Origin of the sequence: Isoptericola sediminis (assembly GCF_013085345.1) — a bacterium.
Lineage (GTDB): Bacteria > Actinomycetota > Actinomycetes > Actinomycetales > Cellulomonadaceae > Isoptericola > Isoptericola sediminis.
This window is the reverse complement of record NZ_JABFAJ010000001.1, coordinates 22432-47420: the sequence shown is the minus strand read 5'-3', so window position 1 is coordinate 47420 and position 24989 is coordinate 22432. Positions and strand designations below refer to the sequence as shown.

The window sequence follows — 24989 nt, the reverse complement described above, 5'->3', positions numbered from 1 at the left end:
CCCCCGTCACATCCGCTCCGGCGCGCTGACGCCCAGCAGGTCGAGGCCGTTGGCCAGGACCTGACGCACGGCGTCGTTGAGCCACAGGCGGGTCCGGTGCACGTCCTCGACGGCTTCGTCGGGGTACGGCAGGACGCGGCACTCGGCGTACCACTTGTGGTAGTCCGCGGCGAGGCCCTCGAGGTACCGGGCGATGCGGTGCGGCTCGCGCAGCTCGGCCGCCTGGGCGACGATCCGCGGGAACTCGGTGAGGCGGCCGATGAGGACGGCCTCGGTCGGGTGGTCCAGCAGCGACGGGTCGAAGCCGTCCTCGCGGCGCACGGCGCGGTCGGCCGCGTTGCGGTCCACGGCGCAGGTGCGCGAGTGGGCGTACTGGACGTAGAAGACCGGGTTGTCGTTGGACTGCTTGAGCATCTCCTCGCCGGCCAGCTCGAGCGGGGTGTCCGCCGGGTACCGCGACAGGGAGTACCGCACGGCGTCGGCCCCGATCCACTCGACGAGGTCGCGCAGCTCGATGATGTTGCCCGCCCGCTTGGACAGCTTGGCGCCCTGGACGGACACGAGCTGACCGATGAGGATCTCGATGTTCTCCGCGGGGTCGTCCCCGGCGGCGGCCGAGATCGCCTTGAGCCGGTGGATGTAGCCGTGGTGGTCGGCGCCCAGCAGGTAGATCTTGCCCGGGAAGCCCCGGTCCTTCTTGGACAGGTAGTAGGCGGCGTCGGCCGCGAAGTACGTGGGCTCCCCGTTGGCCCGGATGAGCACGCGGTCCTTGTCGTCCGTGAAGTCGGTCGTGCGCAGCCAGACCGCCCCGCCGTCGTCGTACACGTGACCCTGCTCGCGCAGCCGCTCGACGGCCTGCGTGACGGCACCCGACTCGTGCAGGCTCCGCTCGGAGAACCACACGTCGATGTGCACGCCGAAGGAGCTCAGCACGTCGCGGATCTCGGCGAGCTGGAGCCGGTACGCCTCCTCGCGGGCGAGCGCCACCGCCTCGTCCTCGGGCAGGTCGACGATCTCCGGCCGGGCGGCCAGCACCTGACGGCCGAGCTCGGCGACGTACTCGCCACGGTAGCCGCCCTCGGGCACCTCGGTGCCGCGGATCTGGGCCAGGACGGACTCGCCGAACCGGTCCATCTGGGCACCGGCGTCGTTGATGTAGTACTCCGCCGTGACGTCGGCACCGGCGGCGCGCAGGATGCGCACGAGCGCGTCGCCCAGCGCGGCCCAGCGGGTGTGCCCGATGTGCAGCGGACCGGTCGGGTTGGCCGAGATGTACTCGAGGTCGATGACGCGTCCGCTCAGCGCGTCGGACCGGCCGTACGCGGCGCCCGACTCGACGATCGTGCGAGCGAGCTCACCGGCCGCGCCCGCCTCGAGCGTGATGTTGAGGAAGCCCGGTCCGGCGACGTCGACGGCCTTGATCCCCGGGGTCGAGCCCAGGCGCCCGGCGAGGTCCTCGGCCAGCGCCCGCGGCGTCGTGCCGGCCCTCTTGGCGAGCTGGAGCGCCACGTTGGTCGCCCAGTCCCCGTGCTCCCGCTGCTTGGGTCGCTCGACGTGGACGGTCGACGGCAGGGCGTCGGCGTCGAGGGCGAGGGTGCCGTCGGCCACGGCCGCGGCGAGGGCAGCGCTGAGTGCTTCGGAGAGCTCGTCGGGTGTCACCGGGCGATTCTATCGGCCTCGCGCGGCGGGACCCGGCACGGTTTTCCGACCTGGCGACTCGCGGTGGTAGTCTCGTGCACCGTGCCGGACGGTCGTCCCCCGCGATGACGGATTCCCGGCGCCCGCGCCTGTAGCTCAGTGGATAGAGCGTCTGCCTCCGGAGCAGAAGGTCGGGGGTTCGAGTCCCTCCAGGCGCACCGGATCAAGTCCCCGGGTCGTCCGCGACCCGGGGACTTCGTCGTTCTTGACCCGCGCATGACGGGGCCTCTACCTTCGGGCCACTGCTGCCGTGACCGACGGCGGTCGAGCGGAGGACGAACCATGCACGCAGCGGACCGGCCCACGGCGCCCGGCGTCCTGCTCGGAGCGGCCGCCGCGGTCGTCGGCGCGGCGCTCTACGTCACGGCGATCGGGTACCTCGACCTGCGGGCCTCGAGCATCAGCACCGGAGCCCTCCTCGGCTGGGACAGCGCGGTGGTCGCGATCGTGCCCCCGCGAGCGCCGGTGTGGGAGGGGCTCGCCATCGCCGCCGTGACGGCCCTGGCCTTCTGGCCGTTCTGGTGGCGCCAGCGCACGGCGTCGTCCCGGTGGCACCAGGTGCCCGTGTGGGCTGCTCTCGTGACGGTCCTCGCCCTGGCGGCCTGGGCCGCGGCGACCACCGAGTTCCCGTACAGCCCCATCGCGGCGTTGTCCGGCGGCCCCTCCCCTGTGACCGGCGGGGTGGCCGACCCGCTCGCCGTGACCTGGACGCGCCAAGGGGCGCTCAGCCCGGTGACAACGGTCTTCGTCGGCGTCCTCGCGGTGCTCTCGGTCGCGCGCCCGGGGGCCCGCCAGGCGCCGGATCCCGCGACGACGGAGGTCGCGGTCGAGGACGATCGACCGCGCCGCTGAGCAGGCCGCGGGTCGCCGTCGTCGCCCTGCGCGGGGAGCGCTGGCTCCCCCGCGCGGGGGTGGTGCGGGCTGTCCGTCGCCGGACAAGATCATCGTCATGAGCAGCCACGAGACCCCCGCACCGGCCAGTACCACAGATCGCCGCTGGGTGGCATCGGCCGTGCTCGCTGCCGTGCTCGGACTGTTCCTGCTGTTCTCGCCGCTGTGGCTTCCTCCGGACCGCTCCATGGAGCCCCAGGGCGACGGGATCGTCGAGGAGGTGGCCGACGGCCCGTTCCTGCTGGGAACGAGCTGGCTGGACTCCGGCTACCTGCTGCCCCTGGTCTCGTGGGCTGCGGGCCTGAGCTGCGTCGCCGCGGTGCTGATCGCTCGCCGTCGTCCGTTCACCGCAACGACGCTCGCGGCTTGGCCGTTCGTCACCGTCTGGCTGCTCGGCACGTTCGTGTGGGGCTGGTGGCTCGCCCTGCTGATGATCTCGTGCCTGGTGGTGCAGGGCTCCTGGCGTCGCGCCGTCGTCCCGCTCGCGGCGACCCTGGCGACCGCATGGTGGTACGCACTGAGCGGCGTCCCGGCCATGCTGCCGATCGGACCCGTCAACGCGGGCAGCGTCGACGGCGGACGCATGGTCGAAGCCGGAAGCATCTACACCGTCGCGGTCGCCGTCGTCGTCGGCGCAGCAGCGGCGATCCGCCTCGTCCGCGAGTCCTGGCATCGCAGCGACCGGGCGGCCGCCGTGGAACGGCAAGCGCTCGAGGTGGAGTCCGTCGCGGCCGAGCGGGCGCGGCTGGCCCGCGACCTGCACGACGTCGTCGCCCACCACGTCTCCCTGGTGGCCGTGCGTGCCGAGTCCGCCCCGTACACCCACCCCCACCTGAACGAGGACGCCCGGCACGTCCTGGCCGAGATCGCCGACGACGCCAGGTCCGCCCTCGGTGAGCTGCGCCAGGTCCTGGGTGTGCTGCAGCGCACCGCGGGACCCGGTCGGGCACCCCAGCCGACCGCGCGCGACGTCGCGGACCTGGTCGACCAGGCGCGGGCCGCCGGCCAGGACGTCACACTGACCGGACGCTGCGACGACGTGCCGGACGCGCCGGGGTACGTCCTCTACCGGGCGGCGCAGGAGGCGCTGACCAACGCCCGGCGTCACGCGCCCGGTGCGCCGACCGCGGTCGAGCTGACCCGCGCGGCACAGGGTGTCGGGCTGCGCGTGACCAACCCCGTCGCCCGGACGCACGCCGTCGTCACGCCCGGGCGTGGCCTGACCGGGATGCGCGAGCGGGTCGAGGCGCTCGGCGGGTCGCTCACCGCGGGTGTGGAATCCTCCGCGTTCGTGCTCGTCGTGACACTGCCCACCGACCCCGACCACGGCCCGACGGCGCCGCTCCCTCAGCGCGAGGAGGTCGCGTGACGCGCGTCGTCGTCGCCGACGACCAGCCCGTCGTCCTGCAGGGATTCGCCTCGATCCTGGACTCCGCCGACGACCTGGACGTGGTCGGCACCGCCCGGGACGGGGCCGAGCTGCTGACCGTCGTCGCCCGCGAGGCGCCCGACGTCGCCGTCGTCGACATCCGCATGCCGGTCCTCGACGGCATCGCCGCGACCGCACGCATCGCCGCCCGGCATCCCGCGACCCGCGTGCTCATCCTCACCACGTTCGACCTCGACGAGTACGTCTACGACGCCCTGCGCGCCGGGGCCAGCGGATTCCTGCTCAAGGACGTCACCGGCGACCGCCTCATCGAGGGCGCCAGGCTCGTCGCCGACGGCTCGATGCTCCTCGGGCCCCGGGTGACGCGCCGCCTCGTCGACGACTTCGCCGTCAGGGCCGCGGCCCGCGACACCACCGGACTCGACACCCTCACCCCGCGCGAACGCGAGGTGCTCCTGGCCGTCGCCCGCGGCCGGTCCAACGCCGAGATCGCCGCCGAGCTGTTCATCGGCGACCAGACCGTGAAGTCCCACGTCTCGGTGGTCCTGCGCAAGCTCTCCTGCCGGGACCGCGTCCAGCTCGTCATCACCGCCTACGAGGCCGGGCTCGTGCGCTGACGCGCGTCGTCGGCCCGCTCTGCGGTGCGTCGTCGAGGACCGCCACGACGGCCGTGCTACCCGATACCCACGTGGACGCGTCGGCCCGTCCGCGTTAGGTTCACCTCCGAGGCAGGCGTCGACGCCGACGTCGTGCGCCCCGACGTCCCCGCGATCCGGAGGATCCATGCTCGATCACACCGTCCGCACGTACCGCGCCGACGAGCCGCTCGCCCGCACCGACCAGCTCGCCTGGAAGATCGCCGACGTGGCGGCGGAGCAGCTCGAGCCGACACCCGAGGTCACCGACATGGTGATCAACCGGATCATCGACAACGCCGCGGTCGCCACCGCGTCGCTCGGCCGCGCGCCGATCCTCGCCGCGCGCTCCCAGGCGGAGGCGCACCCGGTCTCGCGCGGCGGCGCCGGCGCCACGATCTTCGCCTCCGAGCACCGCACCAGCCCCGAGTGGGCGGCGTGGGCCAACGGGGTCGCGGTGCGCGAGCTGGACTACCACGACACGTTCCTCGCGGCGGACTACTCGCACCCGGGCGACAACATCCCGCCGATCCTCGCCGTCGCCCAGCACCTGGGCCGGAGCGGCGCCGAGCTGCTGCGCGGCATCGTCACCGGCTACGAGATCCAGGTCAACCTCGTCAAGGGCATCTGCCTGCACGAGCACAAGATCGACCACGTCGCGCACCTCGGCCCCAGCGCCGCGGCCGGCATCGGCACGCTGCTGGGCCTGCCGAACGAGACGATCTACCAGGCGATCGGCCAGGCGCTGCACACGACGACGGCGACCCGGCAGTCGCGCAAGGGCGAGATCTCCACCTGGAAGGCGCACGCCCCGGCCTTCGCCGGCAAGATGGCGATCGAGGCCGTGGACCGGGCCATGCGCGGCCAGACCTCGCCCAGCCCGATCTACGAGGGCACCGACGGGTTCATCGCGTGGATGCTCTCCGGCCCGGAGGCCCGGTACACGGTGCCGCTGCCCACCCGGGGCGAGGACCGCACCGCGATCCTGGACACCTACACCAAGGAGCACTCGGCCGAGTACCAGGCGCAGGCGTGGATCGACCTCGCGCGCCGGCTCGGCACCGAGCGGCCCGAGCTGCGCGAGCCCAAGGCGGTGCGCTCGATCGTGCTGCACACCTCGCACCACACCCACTACGTCATCGGCTCCGGCTCCGGGGACCCCCAGAAGTACGACCCCACCGCCAGCCGGGAGACGCTGGACCACTCCATCCCGTACATCTTCACCGTCGCGCTGCAGGACGGCGCCTGGGACCACGCGGCCAGCTACGCCCCCGAGCGGGCCGCCCGCCCGGACACCGTCGAGCTGTGGCGCAAGGTGACCACGGCCGAGGACCCGGAGTGGACGCGCCGCTACCACTCCTCCGACCCCGACGAGAAGTCGTTCGGCGGCCGCGTGGAGATCGAGCTGTCCGACGGCGACACGATCGTCGAGGAGATCGCCGTCGCCGACGCGCACCCCTACGGCGCCCGACCGTTCGGACGCGAGCAGTACGTCGCCAAGTTCCGGTCCCTCGCCGACGGCGTCCTCGCCCCCGAGGAGATCGACCGGTTCCTCGACGTCGCGCAGCGACTGCCGGAGCTGGGCGCCGACGAGCTGTCCGGGCTCACCGTCACGCCGATCACCGACCCGGCGGCCGGCGCCGACCTCCCGGGCGGGATCTTCTGATGCTGTACTCGACGCTCACCCCCGCCGCCAAGCGCGCCGCGCTGCGCGAGCGGCTGCGCTCGGACGAGCTGCTGCAGCTCCCCGGGGCGTTCAACCCGCTGTCGGCGCGTCTCGTCGAGCGGCACGGGTTCGACGGCGTGTACGTCTCCGGCGCGGTCGTCTCGGCCGACCTGGGACTGCCCGACGTCGGGCTGACCACGCTGAGCGAGGTCGCCGGCCGCGCCGGGCAGATCGCCCGGATGACCGACCTGCCGACGCTCGTCGACGCCGACACCGGCTTCGGGGAGGCGATGAACGTCGCCCGCACGGTCCAGGCGATGGAGGACGCCGGCGTCGCCGGGCTGCACATCGAGGACCAGGTCAATCCCAAGCGCTGCGGACACCTCGACGGCAAGCAGGTCGTCGACGAGGCCACCGCCCTGCAGCGCATCCGGGCCGCCGTCACCGCTCGCCGCGACGAGAACCTGCTCGTGATGGCCCGCACCGACATCCGTGCCGGTGCCGGCCTGGAGGCCGCCGTCGAGCGGGCGCAGGCGCTCGTCGACGCCGGTGCGGACGCCGTCTTCCCCGAGGCCATGCGCGACCTCGACGAGTTCGCCGCGATGGCCGACGCGCTCGACGTCCCGGTGCTGGCGAACATGACCGAGTTCGGCAAGTCCGACCTGTTCACCGCGGCCCAGCTCCGCGACGCCGGGGTCTCGATGGTCATCTACCCCGTCTCGCTGCTGCGCCTGGCCATGGGTGCCGCCGACCGCGGCTTGGCGGCGCTGCGGGCCGAGGGGTCGCTCGACTCCCAGGTGCCGCACATGCAGACCCGCGCCGAGCTGTACGACCTGCTGGACTACCCGGCGTACAACACCTTCGACGCCGGGGTGTACGACTTCTCCCTCGAGGGTCACCGACACCTCTGACCGTCGAGCCCGACACCCACGTCGTCGCGCACGCCGCGCCGTCATCCGAGCAAAGGAGCACCGATGACCGAGTCCCGCCCCACCGACGAGCCCGAGATCCACAAGGGGCTGGCGGGCGTCTACGCCGACACCACCGCCGTGTCCAAGGTCGACCCCGCGTCGAACTCGCTGCTGTACCGCGGCTACCCCGTGCAGGACCTGGCCGACACCCAGCCGTTCGAGGCCGTCGCCCACCTGCTGTGGCACGGTGAGCTGCCCACCGACGCCGAGCTCGAGACGCTGCGCAAGACCGAGCGCTCGCACCGGGCCCTCGGGGACGACGTGCGCCGCGCGATCGACCTGCTGCCCACCGACGCCCACCCGATGGACGACGTGCGCACCGCCCTCAGCGTCATCGGCGCCCGGGAGACCGCCGGCACGGACCTGATGTCGCTGGCCGACGCGCAGACGACGGCGGACCACGCCGTCCGGCTGTTCGCCGAGCTGCCCGCGGTCGTGGCCTACACCCAGCGCCGCCGCCACGGCCTGGACCCGGTCGATCCCCGCGAGGACCTCGACCACGCGGCGAACACGTTGTGGATGACCTTCGGCGAGGAGCCGGACGCCACGGTCGTCGACGCGTTCAACCGCTCGATGATCCTGTACGCCGAGCACTCCTTCAACGCCTCGACGTTCACCGCCCGCGTGGTGGCCTCGACGCTGAGCGACGTGCACTCCGCCGTGGTCGCGGCCGTCGGCGCCCTCAAGGGTCCGCTGCACGGCGGAGCCAACGAGGCCGTCATGCACGCGTTCACCGAGATCGGCACCGCCGACCGGGCCGAGTCCTGGCTGGACGAGGCCCTGGCCGCCAAGCGCAAGGTCATGGGGTTCGGGCACCGGGTCTACAAGCACGGCGACTCACGGGTGCCCACCATGAAGGCCGCCCTGGACGACCTCGTGACGCACTTCGACCGCCAGGACCTGGGCGACCTGTACGCGGCGCTGGAGTCGGCGTTCGTGGAGCGCAAGGGCATCTACCCGAACCTCGACTACCCGGCGGGCCCCGCCTACCACCTCATGGGGTTCGACACCGAGACGTTCACCCCGCTGTTCGTCGCCGCACGCATCACCGGCTGGACGGCGCACATCGCCGAGCAGCAGGCGGCCAACTCGCTCATCCGCCCGCTGTCGGCCTACGTCGGCCACGAGCGGCGCGAGGTCCCTCGGTCCTGACCCACCGGCCGGCGGAGCACGGTCCGTCGTGCCGGGCGGACGTCTCGGCACGACGGACGCGGGCGCACCGCCGAGGTGCGCCCGCGTCCCGCCTCAGCGCTCGGGCGGCGGCGCGTAGGGGTCGTCGACGTCCCCACCGGACGCCGGCGGGGGCGTGGGCGTGGACGCCGACGGAGAGGGCGGCTCCTCGCCCCGGGTCGGCACCGCGGGCGGCTGCTCCCCCGCCGCCGGCTGCGGCTGCGCCGGACCCTCGCCGCCGGCCACGGCGGAGGTCGACGAGCCGGCCCCGCCGCCGGACGTGTCCGGCGGCCCGCCGGGCCGCATCGCCCCGTAGCGCGGGGCGCCGTCCGGCATGGTCCAGCGCGGGTCCGGCGCGGACGAACCCGACGGTGTCGTCCCCGCCGGCCGCTCGGGGCGACGCGGCTTGCCGAGCCCGCCCGGGGAGCTCTCCAGCATCGAGCGCGCCTCGGCCGCGTGCTCCGTGGCGCACAGCACCGCGTAGGTGGAGGCCACGATCTGCGACTGCGACGTGAAGTCACGGCGTCCGCCGGTGAACGAGTAGGACAGCACGGAGAACATCACGCCGAACCCGGCGCCCAGAGCCAGCGCGACCAGCAGGACGCCGGTCTGCCCGTTCGCGAACAGCATCATGAGCAGACCCACGAAGAACCCGAACCAGGCACCTGACAGGGCCCCGGCCAGCGCCACCCGGCCGTACGTGAGCCGGCCCGTGACCCGCTCGACCATCCGCAGGTCGGTGCCCACGATGGTGACGTGCTGGACGGGGAACTTCTCGTCCGAGAGGAAGTCGACGGCCTTCTGCGCCTCGAGGTACGAGTCGTACGCGGCGACCTCGTCCCCCTGGGGCGGCGTCGGGACCCGAGGAAGGGGATTCGAACGGCTCATGCTCATTCGCCCAGTATTTCGCACCGGGCGCCCCGAGGCCACATGCCCCCGCCGGCCGTGGCTCCTCCCCCCGCACCGCGGTCGCGCCGGCGCCGGGCTGCACGACCCCCGGCCGGCGCCACCTAGGATCGAGGCATGAGCACCACCGATCTCGAGGCCCGCGTCCGCGACGCCCTGTCCGGGGTCATCGACCCCGAGATCCGCCGCCCCCTGACCGAGCTGGACATGATCCGCTCGATCCAGGTCGAGGCGCCGCAGGACGCCTCCGACGGCGCCCACGTCACCGTGGGGGTGGACCTCACGATCGCCGGGTGCCCGATGAAGAACACGCTGGTCTCCGACGTGACGGCGGCGACCGCGGCCGTCGAGGGCGTGGGCCGCGTCGACGTCGACCTGGGCGTCATGACCCCGGAGCAGCGGCAGGCGCTGCGCTCCCGGCTGCGGGGCGGCAGCGGCGACCCGACCATCCCCTTCGCCCAGCCGGACAGCCTGACGAAGGTCTACGCGGTCGCCTCCGGCAAGGGCGGCGTCGGCAAGTCGAGCGTCACCGCCAACCTCGCCGCGGCCATGGCCGCCGACGGGCTCACGGTCGGCGTCGTCGACGCCGACATCTACGGTTTCTCGATCCCCCGCATGCTCGGCGTCGACCGCCAGCCCACCCGGGTCGACTCGATGCTGCTGCCGCCCATCGCCCACGGGGTCAAGGTCGTCTCCATCGGGATGTTCGTCCCCGAGGGCCAGCCGGTCGTGTGGCGGGGTCCGATGCTGCACCGGGCCCTCGAGCAGTTCCTCGCCGACGTGTTCTGGGGAGATCTGGACGTGCTGCTGCTCGACCTCCCGCCCGGGACCGGGGACATCGCCATCTCCGTCGCCCAGCTGCTGCCAGGCAGCGAGATCCTCGTGGTCACCACCCCGCAGACGGCGGCCGCGGAGGTGGCCGAGCGCGCCGGGTCCGTGGCCACGCAGACCTCGCAGGGCGTGATCGGCGTCGTGGAGAACATGTCCTGGCTGGAGCAGCCCGACGGCTCGCGTCTGGAGGTGTTCGGCGCCGGCGGTGGCCAGACCGTGGCACGGCGCCTCAGCGACGCCACCGGGACGGACGTCCCGCTGCTGGGTCAGGTGCCGCTCGACCTGGCGGTGCGCGAGGGCGGGGACGGCGGGACGCCGGTCGTGCTGACCGACCCGGAGTCCTCCGGCGCCCAGGTGCTCCGGGACGTCGCGCGGCGGCTGGCGGGGCGGGAGCGGGGCCTGGCGGGCCGCCGGCTCGGCGTCACCCCCGTGGGCTGAGCCCGCCGGTCCGCCGGGCCGTCCGACGCGCGGACCGCTCTCCGGACACCCCGTCGAGCGGCGACCGCCGGTCCCTCATACTGAGGGCCATGACGTCTCCCGAGTGGCTCGAGTCCTGGTCCGCCGACGACGGCGCCGCGCGTGTCCGCACCCTGTTCGCCGAGGTCTTCGACGGCGACGGGACGCCCGACGGCGTCTGGTCCGCACCGGGGCGCGTGAACCTCATCGGTGAGCACACCGACTACAACGCCGGTCTGGCGCTGCCCGTGGCGCTCCCCCACCGCACGTACGTGGCACTGCGCAGCCGGACCGACGACCTGGTCCGGCTCTCCTCCGCGCAGGCGCCCGGCCAGACCTGGGAGGCCCGGCTGGCCGACGTCGCCCCGGGGCAGACGTCGGGATGGGGCGCCTACGTCGCGGGCGTCGCCTGGGCGTTGCGCGACGCCGGCCACGAGGTCACGGGTTTCGACGCCGTCGTCGACTCGTGCGTGCCCTTCGGGGCGGGGCTGTCGTCGTCGGCGGCCCTCGAGTGCGCCGTCGCCGTGGCGCTCGACGCCGTGCACGGTCTGGGCCGGGCCGCCGACGACGCCGGCCGTGCCGAGCTCGCGGCCGCCTGCGTGCGCGCCGAGAACGAGATCGCCGGGGCGCCCACCGGCGGCATGGACCAAGCGGCGTCGCTGCGCTGCTCGGCGGGACACGCCCTGCTGCTCGACTGTCGTCCGGGCCTGTCGGCCCTCGACTCGGCCACCGCCGTGCCGTTCGACCCGACCGGCGCCGGGCTCGCCCTCCTGGTGGTCGACACCCGCGCCGAGCACGCCCTCGTCGACGGCCAGTACGCCGAACGTCGCGCCTCCTGCGAGCGGGCCGCCGAGATGCTCGGCGTGGCGTCCCTGCGCGAGATCTCGCCGGACGCCCTGGAGGACGCGCTGCGGCGGCTCGGCGGTGCCGAGGACGCCGAGGTGCTCCGTCGGCGCGTGCGCCACGTGGTCACCGAGATCGCTCGGACCGAGGAGTTCGCGGCGCGGGTGCGCGCCGGCCGCGTGGACGAGGTCGGGCCGCTCATGACCGCGTCGCACGTGTCGCTGCGCGACGACTACGAGGTGTCGGCCCGCGAGCTGGACCTCGTGGTCGACGCAGCGCTGGCCGCGGGTGCGCTCGGGGCCCGGATGACGGGTGGCGGGTTCGGCGGGTCGGCCATCGCCCTGGTGCCCGTCGGGGAGGTCGACACCGTGGTGACCGCCGTCCACGAGGCCTTCGCCGCCGCAGGCCTGCCGGCCCCGGGGTTCCTCCTCGCCCCGCCGTCGGCGCCCGCTGCATGACACAGGGCCCGGACCCCGACGGAACGCGGGGTCCGGGCCCTGAGGAGCCGCAGGGTCGGGGATCAGGCCGGCGAGCCGGTCCCCGGGTCGTCGGAGGGTGTGGACGGCTCCGCCCCGGCGTCCTCCCGGTCGCCGCGGAGCTGCTTGAGCGCCTCCTCGAAGAACTCCCCGACCTCGCGCCACTGCACGGTGGCGTTGGCGAGATGCTCCTCGAGCCGGTCGATCTCGGCGTGCTGCGCCTCCTGCTGACGCCGCTCGGCCAGCTCGCGGCGGACCTCGGCGAGCCGGGCCTCCGCCTCGTCGACGACGCGCGCGAGCTCCTGCTCGAGCGCGGCGATGTCCTGGCTGCGCTCCGTCGATGACCGGTCGCGCCGGTCGTGAGAGGCGGTCACAGCAGCACGGTCAGCCCGATGAGCGCCATCGGCACGCCGACGAACACGCCGAGGACCCAGGCCGCCGCCCAGAGCTTGTTGGCCGCCGCCACGTCGCCGAGCCAGACGGCCCCGCGCAGCGGCACCTGCCGCAGCAGCGGCATGCCGAAGATCACCAGGGCGGCGAAGACGTTGAACATCACGTGCACGAACGCCGCCTGCAGGGCGACCTCGCCCTCCGCCCCCGTGAAGGCGAAGGCCGCGATCAGCGCGGTGACCGTGGTGCCGATGTTGGCGCCCACCGTGAAGGGGTAGACCTGCTTGAGGGAGAACGTGCCGGATCCGGCCAGCGGGATCATGAGGCTGGTCGTGGTCGAGGAGGACTGGACCATCATGGTCACGGCCGCACCGCTGGCGACGCCGCTGATCGGGCCACGGCCGACGGACGAGTGCAGCATCTGGGCCGCCTTGCCCACCATGAGCACCTTGAGCAGGCGACCGAGCCAGTTGATGACGCCGAGGATCAGGCCGATGCCCAGCACGATCATGAGCACGCCGTGCCACGGGTCGGGCAGGAAGGAGGTCCCGGCCTCGAGGAGGTTCGCCAGCGGCTCCGTGACCGTGTCCACCACGGTGCCGATCGCGGCGAAGAGGGTGGCGACGATGCCGCCGTCGGCTCCCGAGCTCGCGCCGGCCAGCCAGCCGGAGACCCGCTCCAGCAGGCCGAAGGCCAGCTCCAGCGGAAGGAAGATCGCGACGGCGAGGAGGTTGAAGAAGTCGTGGACCGTCGCGGCGGAGAACGCCCGACGGAAGCTCTCCCGGTCGCGGACCATCCCGAGGCTCACCAGGGTGTTGGTCAGCGTGGTCCCGATGTTCGCGCCCATCAGCATGGGGATCGCGATCTGGATCGGCAGACCGCCGGCCACCAGACCGACCGTGACCGACGTCGTGGTCGAGCTCGACTGCGTGGCGGCGGTGAACAGCACGCCGACCATCAGCGCGACGAAGGGGTTGGACGCGAACGCGAACAGCGACTCGGCCGTGTCACCCGTCGCCGCCTTGAACCCGGAGCCGATGAGCTCCACGGCGGTGATCAGCACGTAGACGCCGGCGACGACTCCGAGCCAGTTGACGGTCCGCAGCGGACGGCCGGTCAGGCCGAACCGCTCGAAGGGGCTACGCAGCCGCTTGGGCTCGACCTGCGACGTGTTCGCGGTGGTCACGGACGCCTGCGGGACGACGTCGGTCATGAAGTGGCTCCCATCGGGGTCGAGACGGCGCCAGGTCAGGCCGTCTCAGGGCACGGTGATACCGAGCCAACCAGTGCTGGATGACGACATCTCAGCCTGAAGGTGAACAGCAGATGAACACGCGCCGGGGCGTGCATCACACGTTCATCTTGCCGCGGTGATCTGGGAGGTCGTAGGTCGCGACGACCGGCGCGTGATCGCTCCAGCGGGCGTCGTAGGAGGCGGCACGGTCCACCTCGACCTTCAGGGCGCGGTCCGCCAGCACGGGGTTCGCGAGCTGGTAGTCGATCCGCCAGCCGCGGTCGTTGTCGAACGCCTGGCCCCGCCAGGTCCACCACGTGTACGGCCCCGGGCCGTCGCCGCCGAGCGCGCGGCCGAGGTCGTGCCAGCCGGCCTCGAACCACCGGTCCAGGTAGGCCCGCTCGGCGGGCAGGAACCCGGAGCTCTTGAGGTTGCCCTTCCAGTTGGCGATGTCGACCTCCCGGTGGGCGATGTTGACGTCACCGGCCACGAGCACCGGGTGCTCCTCCGCGACGAGCGCGTCCAGGCGCCGCGACACCTGGTCTAGGTGGTCGTACTTGGCCGCCAGGGTGTGCTCCTGCCCCGGCTTCGCCGACCCCGAGTGCAGGTAGGCCGAGACGACCGTGAGCCGGTCACCGCCGGGCAGCTCAAGATCCGCCTCGAGCCACCGACCGGAGTCGACGTCCGGCTCCGCCTCGCCGGACCCGACGCCGTCACGGACCGCGGCGAGCGGGAGGCGGGAGACCACGGCGACACCGGCCCGCCCCTTGATCCGGCTGGGCAGGTGGGCGACGTGGTGGTCGGCGAAGTGGGCATGGACGAGCTCGTCGGGGGCGCGCACCTCCTGCAGCAGCAGGACGTCCGGCTCCCGGCGGGCGATCCAGTCGTCGATGCCGCGGCGGACGGCGGCACGGATCCCGTTGACGTTGGCGGTGGCGACGGTCAGCACGCGGGCCATCCCACCACACGTCGCCGACGGCGTCAGCGACGCGCCTCACGTGCCGCGCCTCACGCGCCGCGGTGGGCGGCCTCCAGCGTCGCCACGTCGATCTTGCCCATCTGCAGCATCGCCTGCATCGCGCGCTGGTTCGCCGGCGTCGTGTAGTCGCCGCAGAGCTCCTCGAGCTGCCGGGGGATCACCTGCCAGCTCACCCCGAACCGGTCGGTGCACCAGCCGCAGGGCCCCGGCTTGCCGCCGTCGGCCGTCAGCAGGTCCCAGTAGTGGTCGACCTCCTCCTGCCCGTCGCACCGCAGGTAGAAGCTGAACGCCTCGTCGAGGCGCAGCGCAGGCCCGGCGTTCAGGCCGACGACCTCGACGCCGCAGACGGTGAACTCCACGATGAAGGGCGCTCCGGCCGTCGCGCCGGGGATGCCCTCCGCGGCGGTGATCACCCGTCGCACGCTCGAGTCCGGCAGGTGGTCGGCGTAGAACGCGGCGGCCTCGTGGGCCAGGTCGTTCCCGAACCACAGGTGCGGTCGCACGGTCACCATGGCGGTCCTCCTCGCGTGACGGCCCCGCCGGTCGGGGCCCTGCAGGAAGGACGACGCACCGGGTCACGACTCATCGGTGCGGCGCCGGGCGACGGTGGCGCCGACCCCACGGGGTCGACGCCACCGTGCCGCGGTCAGGATGCGGTGCCCGCCTGCCGTTCGGCGGTGTCGACGACGTTGGCGAGCAGCATCGCGCGCGTCATCGGCCCCACGCCGCCGGGGTTCGGCGAGTACCAGGCCGCCTGCTCGCGCGCCTCGGGGGCGATGTCGCCCACCACGCGGGACTTCCCCGTCTCCGGGTCGGTGCGGCGCGAGACACCGACGTCGATCAGCACGGCGCCGGGCTTGACCATGTCGCCCGTGACGATGCCCTCCACACCGGCCGCCGCGACGACGACGTCGGCCCGTCGCACCAGCTCCGGCAGGTCGCGCGTCCCGGTGTGGGTGAGCGTGACGGTGGCGTTGACGGCCTTGCGCGTGAGCAGCAGGCCCATCGGGCGCCCCACCGTGACGCCGCGGCCGAGCACGACGACCTCCTTGCCGGCCCAGTCGACGCCGTGCCGCTGGACCAGCTCGACGATGCCGCGCGGGGTGCACGGCAGCGGGGAGGTGATCTCCCCGCCCACCCGGAGCACGAGGCGCCCCAGGTTGGTGGGGTGCAGGCCGTCGGCATCCTTGGCGGGGTCGACGAGCTCGAGGATGCGGTTCGTGTCGATGCCGGCGGGCAGCGGGAGCTGCACGATGAACCCGGTGCAGGCCGGGTCCTCGTTCAGCCGGGTGACGGCGGCCTCGATCTCGGCCTGGGTCGCGTCGGCGGGCAGGTCCTCGCGCAGGGACTCGATCCCGACCTCGGCGCAGTCGCGGTGCTTGCCGGCGACGTACCACTGCGAACCGGGGTCGTCCCCGACGAGCAGCGTCCCGAGCCCGGGCACGACGCCCCGCTCGCGCAGGGCGTCCACCCGTCCGCGCAGCTCGTCCTTGATCGCGGCGGCGGTGGCCTTCCCGTCGAGCTTCTGCGCCGTCACTGGTGCAGACCCGGGTACAGCGGGAAGTCGGCGGTGAGCTTCGCGACCCGCGCGCGCAGGGCCTCGGCGTCGGCCGCGGTGCCCTCGCGCAACGCCGCGGCGATGATGTCGGCGACCTCGGTGAACTCCTCGTCGCCGAAGCCGCGGGTCGCGAGCGCCGGCGTGCCGATCCGCAGGCCGGAGGTCACGCGCGGCGGACGCGGGTCGAACGGGACGGCGTTGCGGTTGACGGTGATGCCGACGGAGTGCAGCAGGTCCTCGGCCTGCTGACCGTCCATCGCCGAGTTCCGCAGGTCCACGAGCACGAGGTGGACGTCCGTGCCACCGGTCAGCACGGAGACGCCGGTCCCGGCGACGTCCGCCTGGTTCAGTCGGTCGGCGATGATCCGCGCCCCGCGCCGGGTGCGCTCCTGGCGCTCGACGAACGCCTCGGTGCCGGCGATCTTGAACGCCACCGCCTTGCCGGCGATGACGTGCATGAGGGGGCCGCCCTGCTGGCCGGGGAAGACCGCGGAGTTGAGCTTCTTGGCGTGCTCGTCCGAGGACAGGATGAACCCGGAGCGGGGTCCGCCGATGGTCTTGTGCACGGTGGAGGAGACCACGTCGGCGTGCGGCACCGGCGACGGGTGCAGGCCCGCCGCCACCAGGCCGGCGAAGTGCGCCATGTCCACCCACAGCTTGGCGCCGACCTCGTCGGCGATCTCGCGGAAGGCCGCGAAGTCGAGCTCGCGCGGGTAGGCGGACCAGCCGGCGATGATGACGTCCGGCCGGTGCTCGATCGCGCGCTTGCGCACCTCGTCCATCTCGATCCGGTACGACTCGGGGTCGACGCCGTAGCCGGCCACCTCGTAGAGCTTGCCGGAGAAGTTGATCTTCATGCCGTGGGTGAGGTGCCCGCCGTGGGCCAGCTCCAGGCCCATGATCTTGTCGCCGGGCTTGATGAGCGCGTGCAGGACCGCGGCGTTGGCCTGGGCGCCCGAGTGCGGCTGAACGTTGGCGTACTCGGCACCGAACAGCGCCTTCGCCCGCTCGATCGCCAGGTTCTCGGCGATGTCGACCTGCTCGCACCCGCCGTAGTAGCGGCGGCCCGGGTAGCCCTCGGCGTACTTGTTCGTCAGCACCGAGCCCTGTGCCTGCAGCACGGCGCGCGGGACGAAGTTCTCCGACGCGATCATCTCGAGGGTGTCGCGCTGCCGGGCGAGCTCACCGTCGAGGACGGCGGCGATCTCCGGGTCGACCTCGGCGAGAGGGGCGTCGAACGTGGGGTCGGGAGTGCTCATGGGGGCGTTCTCCTGCTGTGTCGGCGGTCCACGGATGTCGTCCGACCGGGCCCAGGCGACCGACCCGTCGTCAGCACAGCGTTGTCGCTTCCCGGTGGTGATCCACCTGCACGCCAGTCACGACCAGTCGATCGTAGCAGCGTCGGTGCGGTCGGGATCGGACGACGAGAGCACGACGACCCGCGGACCGTCGAACACGACGCACGGACGCCTCCGTCCGGAACCGGGTGCCGGTTCCGGACGGAGGCGTCCGTGCGTCGTTCTGCGGTCCCGGGCACGCCCGGGACCCGGGGTCAGACGGTGGCCAGCTCGAGGTCGTCCGCCGACCGCGAGCGCTCGGCCTTCTGGTCCTCGTAGCGGCGCACGACACGGGAGACCGTGGACCGCGATGCGGAGACCTCGTCGGCGATCTCCCGCTGGGTCAGTCCCTGACGGGCGAGCTCGACGATGCGACGGTCACGGCCCGAGGTCGGCAGGTCGGACGCGTCGGTGCGCGACTCCTGCTCCGCGGCGCGGTCCGACGCCGGGTCACCGGCGGCCGGGGCCGGCGTCTCCTCCGCCGTGTCGGTGTCCTCCTGCGGGGAGTCCGCACCCTCGCGCACGGCGGACCAGGTCGGCCCGTCGGCCTGTGCGGCGCGCTCCGCACGCGCGCGGTCGACCAGGTCGAACATCTCGACCCGGCGTGTGTGCCCGGTCTCCGGCAGCGGTTCCCGGGGCTGCGGCGCCTCGGACGGCGTCGTCTCGGAGGGCGTGGTCTCGTCGGTGTGCCGGACCGGCTCGGACTCGGGTGCCGGCTCGGCCGTCCCGTGCGTCTCGGCGGCCGCGGCGTCCTCCACCGGGGCCGACCGCTCGTCGTCGACGTCCTGCCTGTCGGAGGACACGGTCGGGACGGCCGCGGGCGTCTCCTCGACGGTCAGCGCCGCACGAAAGGTGTCGGCGAAGGTCTCGGGCTGCTCGTCCGGCACCTCGGCCGTCGCCGGCTCCCGGGTGGCCGCGGGGGCGAGGACCTCACGCCGCGCGGGCGGCAGGGTGACGGCGGTCGCCTCGCGAGCGGACCCCGGGGTCCTGCCCCGCTTCACCGAGCTGGCACCGATCGTGTCGAGGCGGTTGCCGTGCCGTTCGGCGGCCTCGAGCCGCTCGACCCAGACCTGCATCCGACGCTCGAAGTCCTCGACCGTCAGGAGCTTCAGCGCACGGTCACGTGCGGCGCGCTGGCGCTCGTGCAGGGCCCGGACCCGTCGCATGCTGTTGCGGGTGCCGGTGCTGTCGAGGCGAGCGTCCCGCCACAGCTCCAGGGCGGTGACGTACTGGTGGACGCGGTGCTCGCGGCGGCGTTCGTCGAGCGTGTGGCCCGTGACGAGGTGCCGCTCGCCGACGAGTGCCAGGTGCCACATCAGGGCGGCGACCAGCGGCGGCACGAACCGGAAGACCACCATGTAGGGCGTCGACTCGTTCGGGACGGCGATCTCGTGCAGCGCCGCGAAAACGCCGGAGGTGCCGGACAGGACCCACGTCAGGGTCAGGAGCACCCCGTACGGACGCCCCTCGAGGGCCGCGTTGCGCGCCATGAGCGCGACGGCCACCAGGCTGACCTCGAGGAACCCGGCGAGCGCGTAGGCCTCGACCGGCGCCATGTTCGCGACCTCGAGCCCGAACAGGACCATGCCGCTGTAGGCCAGCGCCGTGGCGATGAACGCGGCGATGACGACGGCCACCATCGGCAGGTGCCGACCGCGGTACCGGGGCCTCGGTGCGGCGCCGCTCGAGGTGGTCGCCGAGACGTCCTGCTGAGTCACGTATTCCTCCGAAAAATGGTGATGACGCCATATATCAACAGGTGCACGTTCGAGAAGTCAACGCTTCGCCGGGCATCGGAGGCCGATCGTGACCAGGCCGGAACACTCGACGCGCCACCGGGAGCACGCGCACGAGCGTCCCTGTCCCGGCGGGTCAGCGGGTGACGGCAGGGACAGGGACGCTCGTCGCCTCACGGGTGGGGCGGGTCAGAGCCCCTGGGCGAGCTTGTAGTAGACCTGGTTCCAGCGCACCTGGTCGGCGAACCCGCGGCGCGTCGTGTCCTCGTCGATGACCAGCAGCTCGGTCCCGCTGATCTGCGCGAACATCTCGAACGCCTCGATGCCGACGGCCGTGGACATCACCGTGTGGTGCGCGCCGCCGGCGGTCAGCCAGGCCTCGGCCGACGTGGGGAAGTCCGGCCGCGGCCTCCACACGGCCCGGGCCACCGGCAGGTTCGGCAGCTCCTGCGCGGGCGGCACGACGTCGACGACGTTCGCGGTGAGGCGGAACCGGTCGCGCATGTCGGCCAGCGACACGACGACCGCGCCCTCGGTGGCGTCGGTGTCGAACACCATGCGCACCGGGTCCTCCTTGCCGCCGATGCCGAGCGGGTGGATCTCGACCCGGGGCCTCGACGTCGTCAGGGACGGGCAGATCTCGAGCATGTGCGCCCCGAGGATGAGCTCCGACCCGGGCGTGAGGTCGTAGGTGTAGTCCTCCATGAGGGAGGCGCCGCCGGGCAGCCCTTCGCCCATCACCTTGGCGGCGCGCACGAGCACGGCCGTCTTCCAGTCGCCCTCGGCGCCGAAGCCGTAGCCCTTGCTCATGAGGCGCTGCACCGCGAGGCCCGGGAGCTGGCGCAGCGCGCCGAGGTCCTCGAAGTTCGTGGTGAACGCCTTGGCGCCGCGCTCGACCAGGAAGGCCTCCATCGCGAGCTCCTGGCGGGCCGCGTACCGCAGCGACTCGTGCCACTCTCCCCCGGCGCACAGCTCGGGAGCGACGTCGTAGAGCGACTCGTACTCGGCGACCAGCGCGTCGACGTCGGTCGCGGCCACCGCCTCGACGGCGGCGACCAGGTCGTTGACGCCCCACGTGCTCACGCTGACGCCGAACTGCAGCTCGGCCTCGGTCTTGTCGCCCTCGGTGACGCCGACGTTGCGCATGTTGTCGCCGAAGCGGACCAGCCTCAGCTCCTGGGTGGCCAGGCGGCCGGCCGCGGCGCGGACCCAGGTGCCGACGCGCCGCTGCACCGCGGGGTCGGACACGTGGCCCACCACGGTGGTGCGGGCGACGCCGAGGCGGGTCAGCATGTAGCCGTACTCCCGGTCGCCGTGCGCGGCCTGGTTGAGGTTCATGAAGTCCATGTCGATCTCCGACCACGGGAGCTCGACGTTCGCCTGCGTGTGCAGGTGCAGCAACGGCTTGCGCAGGGCGTCCAGGCCGGCGATCCACATCTTGGCCGGGCTGAACGTGTGCATCCAGGTCACGACACCGAGGACGTCGTCGTCGCTGTTCGCCTCGAGCATCGCGCGACGGATGGCGGCGGAGTCCTTCAGGACCGGCTTCCACACCACCTTCGCGGGCACGTCGCCGGATGCGTCGAGCGCGGCGGCGACCTCCTGGGACTGCCGGGCGACCTGCTCCAGCGTCTCGGGACCGTACAGGTCCTGGCTGCCGGTGAGGAACCAGACCTCGCGGTCACCGTAGGGCTTGCTCATCATCTGTCCTTTCGAGTCCGACGGCGCCGTCAGCGCTGGCCGTAGACGTTCTGGTAGCGGTCGTAGAGGGCGTCGACGTGCTGCTGCGCGATCGGCACGGGCTCGCCGACCTGCCGGGCGACGTGCACCGCCCGGGCGACCTCCTCGCACAGCACCGCCGCCTTGACCGCCGCCCGGGCGTCCCCGCCGATGGTGAAGGGGCCGTGGTTCGCCATCAGCACCGCCGGGGAGCGGGACCCGCGCAGGGTCTCGACGATGCCGCGGCCGATGGAGTCGTCCCCGATGACCGCGAACGGTCCGACGGGGATCGGCCCGCCGAACTCGTCGGCCATCATCGTCAGCACGCAGGGGATCTCCTCACCCCGCGCGGCCCACGCCGTGGCGTAGGTCGAGTGGGTGTGCACCACGCCACCGACCTCGGGCATGTGCGCGTAGACGTAGGCGTGCGCCGCGGTGTCGGACGAGGGTGAACGGTCCCCCTCGACGAGACGGCCCTGCACGTCGCACACGACCATGGCCTCGGGGGTGATGTCGTCGTAGGAGACCCCGGACGGCTTGATGACGAGGAGGTCGCCCGCGCCGTCAGGCCCTCCCTGATCGTCCCGGACCCGCTCGGAGACGTTGCCGGCGGTCCACACCACGAGCTCCCAGCGAGGCAGCTCGGCGTGCAGGGCGGCGACCTTCTGCTTGGCGGCGTCGACGGCGGCGCGCAGGTGCGCCGGCACCTCGGTCGGGCGGGCGGCGTTCGGCATGGGGTCTCCCGTTCGGTTCCGGTGGTCGTCAGAGGGCTTCGGTGGCGGCACGTTCGACGGCGAGACCGGCGGAGTACCGCTCGAGGTAGGCCGTGAAGCCGGCGACGTCGTCGGCGTCGGGCCGGGCGACGTCCAGCTCGGCGTCGGCGAAGACGCGGTCGGCGAGGTACCCGTCCAGGGTCAGACCGGGCTCCGCGGCGGCCGCGCGGGTGAAGGCCGCGAGGACCGCGATCCCCCAGGCGCCGCCCGCCGAGGCGGTCCGCCCGACGGCGACGGGCGCGTCGACGGCGGCCGCGAGCAGACGCTGGGCGACGCCGGCGGTCCGGAACATGCCTCCGTGGGCGAACATCGTGTCGACGGCGACGCCCTCGCCGTGCAGCACCTTCATGCCCAGCGCCAGGGTGCCGAAGGCGCCGTAGATCTGGGTGCGCATCAGGTTGGCCAGCGTCAGGCGGCTGTCCGGGGTGCGCACGACGAGCGGACGCCCCTCGTCGAGCCCGGTGATCGGTTCCCCGGCGAGGTAGTTGTAGGCCAGCAGCCCGCCGCCGTCGGCCTCGCCGTCGAGGGCGGCCCCGAACAGGGCCTCGAAGACGGCGTCGGCCTGGCTGGGGTGCCCGAGCGCCGTGGCGAACTCGGCGAAGACCCCGGCCCAGGCGTCGAGCTCGCTCGCGCCGTTGTTGCAGTGGACCATCGCCACGAGGTCGCCGGCGGGTGTGGTCACCAGGTCCAGCTCGTGGTGGACGCCGGTCAGCGGCTTCTCGAGCACGACCATGGCGAAGATCGAGGTGCCGGCGCTGATGTTGCCCGTGCGCGGCGCGACGGCGTTCGTGGCGACCATCCCGGTGCCGGCGTCGCCCTCGGGCGGGCACAGCACCGGACCGGCCTGCAGCTCGCCGGTGGGGTCCAGCAGGGCGGCCCCCTCGGCGGTCAGATGACCGGCGTCGGCGCCGGCGGGCAGCACCTCGGGCAGCAGACCCTCGACCTGGAGACCGGGCCGTTCGGCGGCGACGAGGTGGCGGAACTGGTCGAGCAGCCGCCGGTCGTAGTCCCGGGTGACCGGGTCGATCGGGAACATGCCGGAGGCGTCACCGACACCGAGGACGTGCCGGCCCGTCAGCATCCGGTGGACGTAGCCGGCGAGCGTGGTGAAGGACGCGATCTGCGGGACGTGCGGCTCGTCGTCGAGGATCGCCTGGTACAGGTGCGCGATCGACCAGCGCAGCGGGATGTTGTGGCCGAACAGGTCGGACAGCTTCGCGGCGGCGGGGCCTGTGCTGGTGTTGCGCCAGGTCCGGAACGGGACCAGCAGCTCGCCGTCCGCGTCGAACGCGAGATAGCCGTGCATCATCGCCGAGACGCCCAGCGCGCCGTACGTGGTGGGGCGCACGCCGTACCGCTGCTCGACGTCCGCCACGAGCGCGGCGTAGGCGCCCTGCAGCCCGGCGTGCACGGCCTCCAGGGAGTAGGTCCACAGCCCGTCGGAGAGCTCGTTCTCCCAGCCGTGCGTACCGCTGGCCAGCACCTCGTGCTCCGGGCCGACCAGGCACGCCTTGATGTTCGTCGAGCCGAGCTCGATCCCGAGCGTGGTCCGCCCGGCGGTGATGGCGTCCCGGCTGCCGGTCGCCTCGTCGTGCCGCGTCATCCCAGGTTCCTCCTCGCATGGTCCCGTCACATGTTAACGCTCACATCATGGATGCCCAAACGTCGCCGTCCGGGCAGGTCCGACTACCGCGCCGTCGGCCGCGGCGGCGCCGTCGAGGACCGCACGACCAGCTCCGGCGCGATGCGCCGGGTCGCCACCGTGTCCCCCGCCAGCGAGCCCAGCACCATCGCCACCGCGTGCGCACCGACCTCGGCGAACGGCTGACGCACCGTCGTCAGCGGCGGCACGAAGTACGCCGCCCCGGCGACGTCGTCGAACCCCACCACCGACACGTCCTCGGGCGCCCGCAGGCCGCGTTCCCACACGGCGCGCAGGACGCCGAGGGCGAGCTGGTCGTTCCCCGCGAAGACCGCTGTCGGCCCCTCCCCCGCGGCCACGGCCTCGGCGAGATCCCGCCCCGCCGCGTAGCCGTCACCGGCGGACCAGGAGCACTCGCGGGGCCGGGCGGGACGCACCCCGTGCGCGTCGAGCGCCTCGCGCCAGCCGGCCAGGCGCTCGCGCGCGTCGAACCAGTCCTGCGGGCCGGCGACGTGCACGACGTCGGCGTGCCCCAGGTCGAGCAGCAGCTCGGTCGCGAGCCGGGCACCGGCCCGTTGGTCCACGGCGACCGACAGGGTGGACGGCCCGGAGGCGTCCGCCGACGACGGTTCCAGCGCCGCCACCAGCACGACGGGGACCGGGGAGCGGAACGACTCGACCGCGGCGGCCACCGCGTCGTGCGGCGCGATGACGACGATCCCGTCGACGCCCTGCGCCATGAAGTGCTCGAGGACCTGGTTGATCGACGCCGTGTCGTAGCTGCGCAACGTGGCGACCGAGACGAAGTAGCCCTGGTCCCGTGCCGCCTCCTCGACCGCGATGAGCGTGCTCGTCGGACCGAACAACGCGGACCCGGTGGTCACCACGCCGAGCGTCGCGGAGCGGGACGTCACCAGGGCCCGGGCGGCGCTGTTGCGGCGGTAGCCGAGCTCCTCGATGGCGGCCAGGACCTTGTCGCGGGTCGCCTCCCGGACGCTCGGGTGGGCGTTGAGCACGCGGGAGACGGTCTGGTGGGACACCCCCGCGAGCGCCGCGACGTCCGCCATGGACGGCCGGCGCACCGTACGCGCCGCCGTCGGGCCGGTCACGGGCGGTCGGCGGGCGAACCGGCCGGACGCTCGCCGGCGTTGCGCGCGTTCACCTCGTGCAGCACCCGGCGCAGGTAGGTGTAGGTGAGCTCACCCGCCGCCTCGTCGTACTGGGCCTCGTAACCGTGCTTGGTGTACATCGCCAGGTTCTGCTGCGAGTCCTTGCCGGTGAAGGCCCAGATCTCGGACACGTCATCGGGCAGGTGGTCGAGGATGGCGAAGAGCAGCGTCGTCCCCAGGCCACGGCCCTGCTGGTCGGGTGCGACCGCCAGCCGCCCCAGGGTGGCCCGGCCGTCCTGCAGCTCGACCCGGATCGAGCCCACGAGACGCTCCCCGGTCCAGGCACCGATCGTGACGACGTCGTCCCGCGCCATGTCCTCGCGCAGCTCGTGCAGGGTCTGCGTCAGCGGCGGGATGTTCGGGTCGCCGTAGACCTGGGCCTCGGAGACGAACGCCGCGCGGCGCAGCGTCAGCAGCTCGCCGGCGTGGGCGTCGTCGACGAGGGCGATGCGGGTCGGCGCCTCCGAACGGGCAGGCACCTCGTCGGGCCGGCCGGACGTGGCGGTGGTGTCGCTCATG

The 24989-nt window shown here is 73.2% G+C and carries 22 protein-coding genes, 1 tRNA gene and 1 riboswitch; of the genes, 9 read left to right on the top strand and 14 right to left on the bottom strand.

Annotation, left to right across the window (positions count from 1 at the left end; genetic code table 11):
* Nucleotides 1-6: 6 nt before the first annotated feature.
* Nucleotides 7-1659: an arginine--tRNA ligase gene (gene argS, locus HLI28_RS00185; protein ID WP_171245485.1), complete on the bottom strand. Its 1653-nt coding sequence runs from the start codon at nucleotides 1657-1659 to the stop codon at nucleotides 7-9.
* Nucleotides 1660-1783: 124 nt separating this feature from the next.
* On the opposite strand from argS, the gene HLI28_RS00180 reads away from it, so the two are divergent.
* The 7 genes from HLI28_RS00180 to HLI28_RS00150 all read left to right on the top strand — a co-directional run bounded on the left by HLI28_RS00180 (nucleotide 1784) and on the right by HLI28_RS00150 (nucleotide 8403).
* A tRNA-Arg gene (locus tag HLI28_RS00180) sits at nucleotides 1784-1856 on the top strand.
* A 124-nt stretch (nucleotides 1857-1980) separates the two neighbouring features.
* Nucleotides 1981-2550 (top strand): hypothetical protein, encoded by a 570-nt coding sequence (locus HLI28_RS00175; RefSeq protein ID WP_171245484.1) that lies wholly within the window; start codon nucleotides 1981-1983, stop codon nucleotides 2548-2550.
* 97 nt (nucleotides 2551-2647) lie between these two features.
* Nucleotides 2648-3958: a histidine kinase gene (locus tag HLI28_RS15850; RefSeq protein WP_171245483.1), complete on the top strand. Its 1311-nt coding sequence runs from the start codon at nucleotides 2648-2650 to the stop codon at nucleotides 3956-3958.
* Entirely contained in the window at nucleotides 3955-4596 is a 642-nt protein-coding gene (locus tag HLI28_RS15340; protein ID WP_171245482.1) for a response regulator, read from the top strand. The genes HLI28_RS15850 and HLI28_RS15340 overlap by 4 nt, the downstream gene beginning before the upstream one ends.
* Before the next feature lie 166 nt (nucleotides 4597-4762).
* Nucleotides 4763-6280 carry an MmgE/PrpD family protein gene (locus tag HLI28_RS00160; protein WP_171245481.1) on the top strand — a complete coding sequence of 506 codons (1518 nt, stop codon included), beginning with the start codon at nucleotides 4763-4765 and terminating at the stop codon, nucleotides 6278-6280.
* Nucleotides 6280-7191, top strand: coding sequence for a methylisocitrate lyase (gene prpB / locus HLI28_RS00155; protein ID WP_171245480.1), 912 nt, complete (start codon nucleotides 6280-6282; stop codon nucleotides 7189-7191). Before HLI28_RS00160 ends, prpB begins: the two co-directional genes overlap by 1 nt.
* Nucleotides 7192-7254: 63 nt before the next feature.
* The gene (locus HLI28_RS00150; RefSeq protein ID WP_171245479.1) at nucleotides 7255-8403 is read left to right on the top strand and encodes a bifunctional 2-methylcitrate synthase/citrate synthase; all 1149 of its coding nucleotides are present in this window, start codon (nucleotides 7255-7257) and stop codon (nucleotides 8401-8403) included.
* Between the two features lie 93 nt (nucleotides 8404-8496).
* Here the strand turns inward: HLI28_RS00150 and HLI28_RS00145 are convergent, their stop codons facing one another.
* Nucleotides 8497-9309 carry a YflT domain-containing protein gene (locus HLI28_RS00145; RefSeq protein WP_216077204.1) on the bottom strand — a complete coding sequence of 271 codons (813 nt, stop codon included), beginning with the start codon at nucleotides 9307-9309 and terminating at the stop codon, nucleotides 8497-8499.
* Between the two features lie 135 nt (nucleotides 9310-9444).
* On the opposite strand from HLI28_RS00145, the gene HLI28_RS00140 reads away from it, so the two are divergent.
* Both HLI28_RS00140 and galK read left to right on the top strand, forming a co-directional pair.
* Complete coding sequence (locus HLI28_RS00140; RefSeq protein ID WP_171245478.1) at nucleotides 9445-10596, top strand: Mrp/NBP35 family ATP-binding protein; 1152 nt, start codon at nucleotides 9445-9447, stop codon at nucleotides 10594-10596.
* An 89-nt stretch (nucleotides 10597-10685) separates the two neighbouring features.
* Nucleotides 10686-11915 (top strand): galactokinase, encoded by a 1230-nt coding sequence (gene galK, locus HLI28_RS00135; RefSeq protein ID WP_171245477.1) that lies wholly within the window; start codon nucleotides 10686-10688, stop codon nucleotides 11913-11915.
* A 62-nt stretch (nucleotides 11916-11977) separates the two neighbouring features.
* Here galK and HLI28_RS00130 read toward each other — a convergent pair whose 3' ends face one another.
* From HLI28_RS00130 to HLI28_RS00075, 12 genes are all read right to left on the bottom strand, one after another.
* Nucleotides 11978-12307 (bottom strand): hypothetical protein, encoded by a 330-nt coding sequence (locus tag HLI28_RS00130; protein ID WP_216077203.1) that lies wholly within the window; start codon nucleotides 12305-12307, stop codon nucleotides 11978-11980.
* Nucleotides 12304-13536, bottom strand: a complete 1233-nt coding sequence (locus HLI28_RS00125; RefSeq protein WP_171245476.1) for a Na/Pi symporter — start codon at nucleotides 13534-13536, stop codon at nucleotides 12304-12306. Before HLI28_RS00125 ends, HLI28_RS00130 begins: the two co-directional genes overlap by 4 nt.
* A 136-nt stretch (nucleotides 13537-13672) precedes the next feature.
* Complete coding sequence (locus HLI28_RS00120) at nucleotides 13673-14506, bottom strand: exodeoxyribonuclease III (protein ID WP_171245568.1); 834 nt, start codon at nucleotides 14504-14506, stop codon at nucleotides 13673-13675.
* Nucleotides 14507-14565: 59 nt separating this feature from the next.
* On the bottom strand, nucleotides 14566-15048 hold the full coding sequence (locus HLI28_RS00115; RefSeq protein ID WP_171245475.1) for a VOC family protein: 483 nt from the start codon (nucleotides 15046-15048) through the stop codon (nucleotides 14566-14568).
* 134 nt (nucleotides 15049-15182) lie between these two features.
* Nucleotides 15183-16073, bottom strand: a complete 891-nt coding sequence (locus tag HLI28_RS00110) for a bifunctional methylenetetrahydrofolate dehydrogenase/methenyltetrahydrofolate cyclohydrolase (RefSeq protein ID WP_171245474.1) — start codon at nucleotides 16071-16073, stop codon at nucleotides 15183-15185.
* Complete coding sequence (gene glyA, locus HLI28_RS00105) at nucleotides 16070-17353, bottom strand: serine hydroxymethyltransferase (RefSeq protein WP_171245473.1); 1284 nt, start codon at nucleotides 17351-17353, stop codon at nucleotides 16070-16072. The genes HLI28_RS00110 and glyA overlap by 4 nt, the downstream gene beginning before the upstream one ends.
* A 42-nt stretch (nucleotides 17354-17395) precedes the next feature.
* A riboswitch (ZMP/ZTP riboswitch) is annotated at nucleotides 17396-17484 on the bottom strand.
* 162 nt (nucleotides 17485-17646) lie between these two features.
* The gene (locus HLI28_RS15845; RefSeq protein ID WP_171245472.1) at nucleotides 17647-19149 is read right to left on the bottom strand and encodes a helix-turn-helix domain-containing protein; all 1503 of its coding nucleotides are present in this window, start codon (nucleotides 19147-19149) and stop codon (nucleotides 17647-17649) included.
* 207 nt (nucleotides 19150-19356) lie between these two features.
* Nucleotides 19357-20868, bottom strand: coding sequence for an L-arabinose isomerase (gene araA, locus HLI28_RS00095; RefSeq protein ID WP_171245471.1), 1512 nt, complete (start codon nucleotides 20866-20868; stop codon nucleotides 19357-19359).
* Nucleotides 20869-20897: 29 nt separating this feature from the next.
* On the bottom strand, nucleotides 20898-21620 hold the full coding sequence (locus HLI28_RS00090; protein ID WP_171245470.1) for an L-ribulose-5-phosphate 4-epimerase: 723 nt from the start codon (nucleotides 21618-21620) through the stop codon (nucleotides 20898-20900).
* Between the two features lie 28 nt (nucleotides 21621-21648).
* Nucleotides 21649-23262 carry a xylulokinase gene (locus tag HLI28_RS00085; RefSeq protein ID WP_171245469.1) on the bottom strand — a complete coding sequence of 538 codons (1614 nt, stop codon included), beginning with the start codon at nucleotides 23260-23262 and terminating at the stop codon, nucleotides 21649-21651.
* A gap of 83 nt (nucleotides 23263-23345) precedes the next feature.
* Nucleotides 23346-24368, bottom strand: coding sequence for a LacI family DNA-binding transcriptional regulator (locus HLI28_RS00080; RefSeq protein ID WP_171245468.1), 1023 nt, complete (start codon nucleotides 24366-24368; stop codon nucleotides 23346-23348).
* 38 nt (nucleotides 24369-24406) lie between these two features.
* The gene (locus tag HLI28_RS00075; protein ID WP_171245467.1) at nucleotides 24407-24988 is read right to left on the bottom strand and encodes a GNAT family N-acetyltransferase; all 582 of its coding nucleotides are present in this window, start codon (nucleotides 24986-24988) and stop codon (nucleotides 24407-24409) included.
* Nucleotide 24989: the final 1 nt, after the last annotated feature.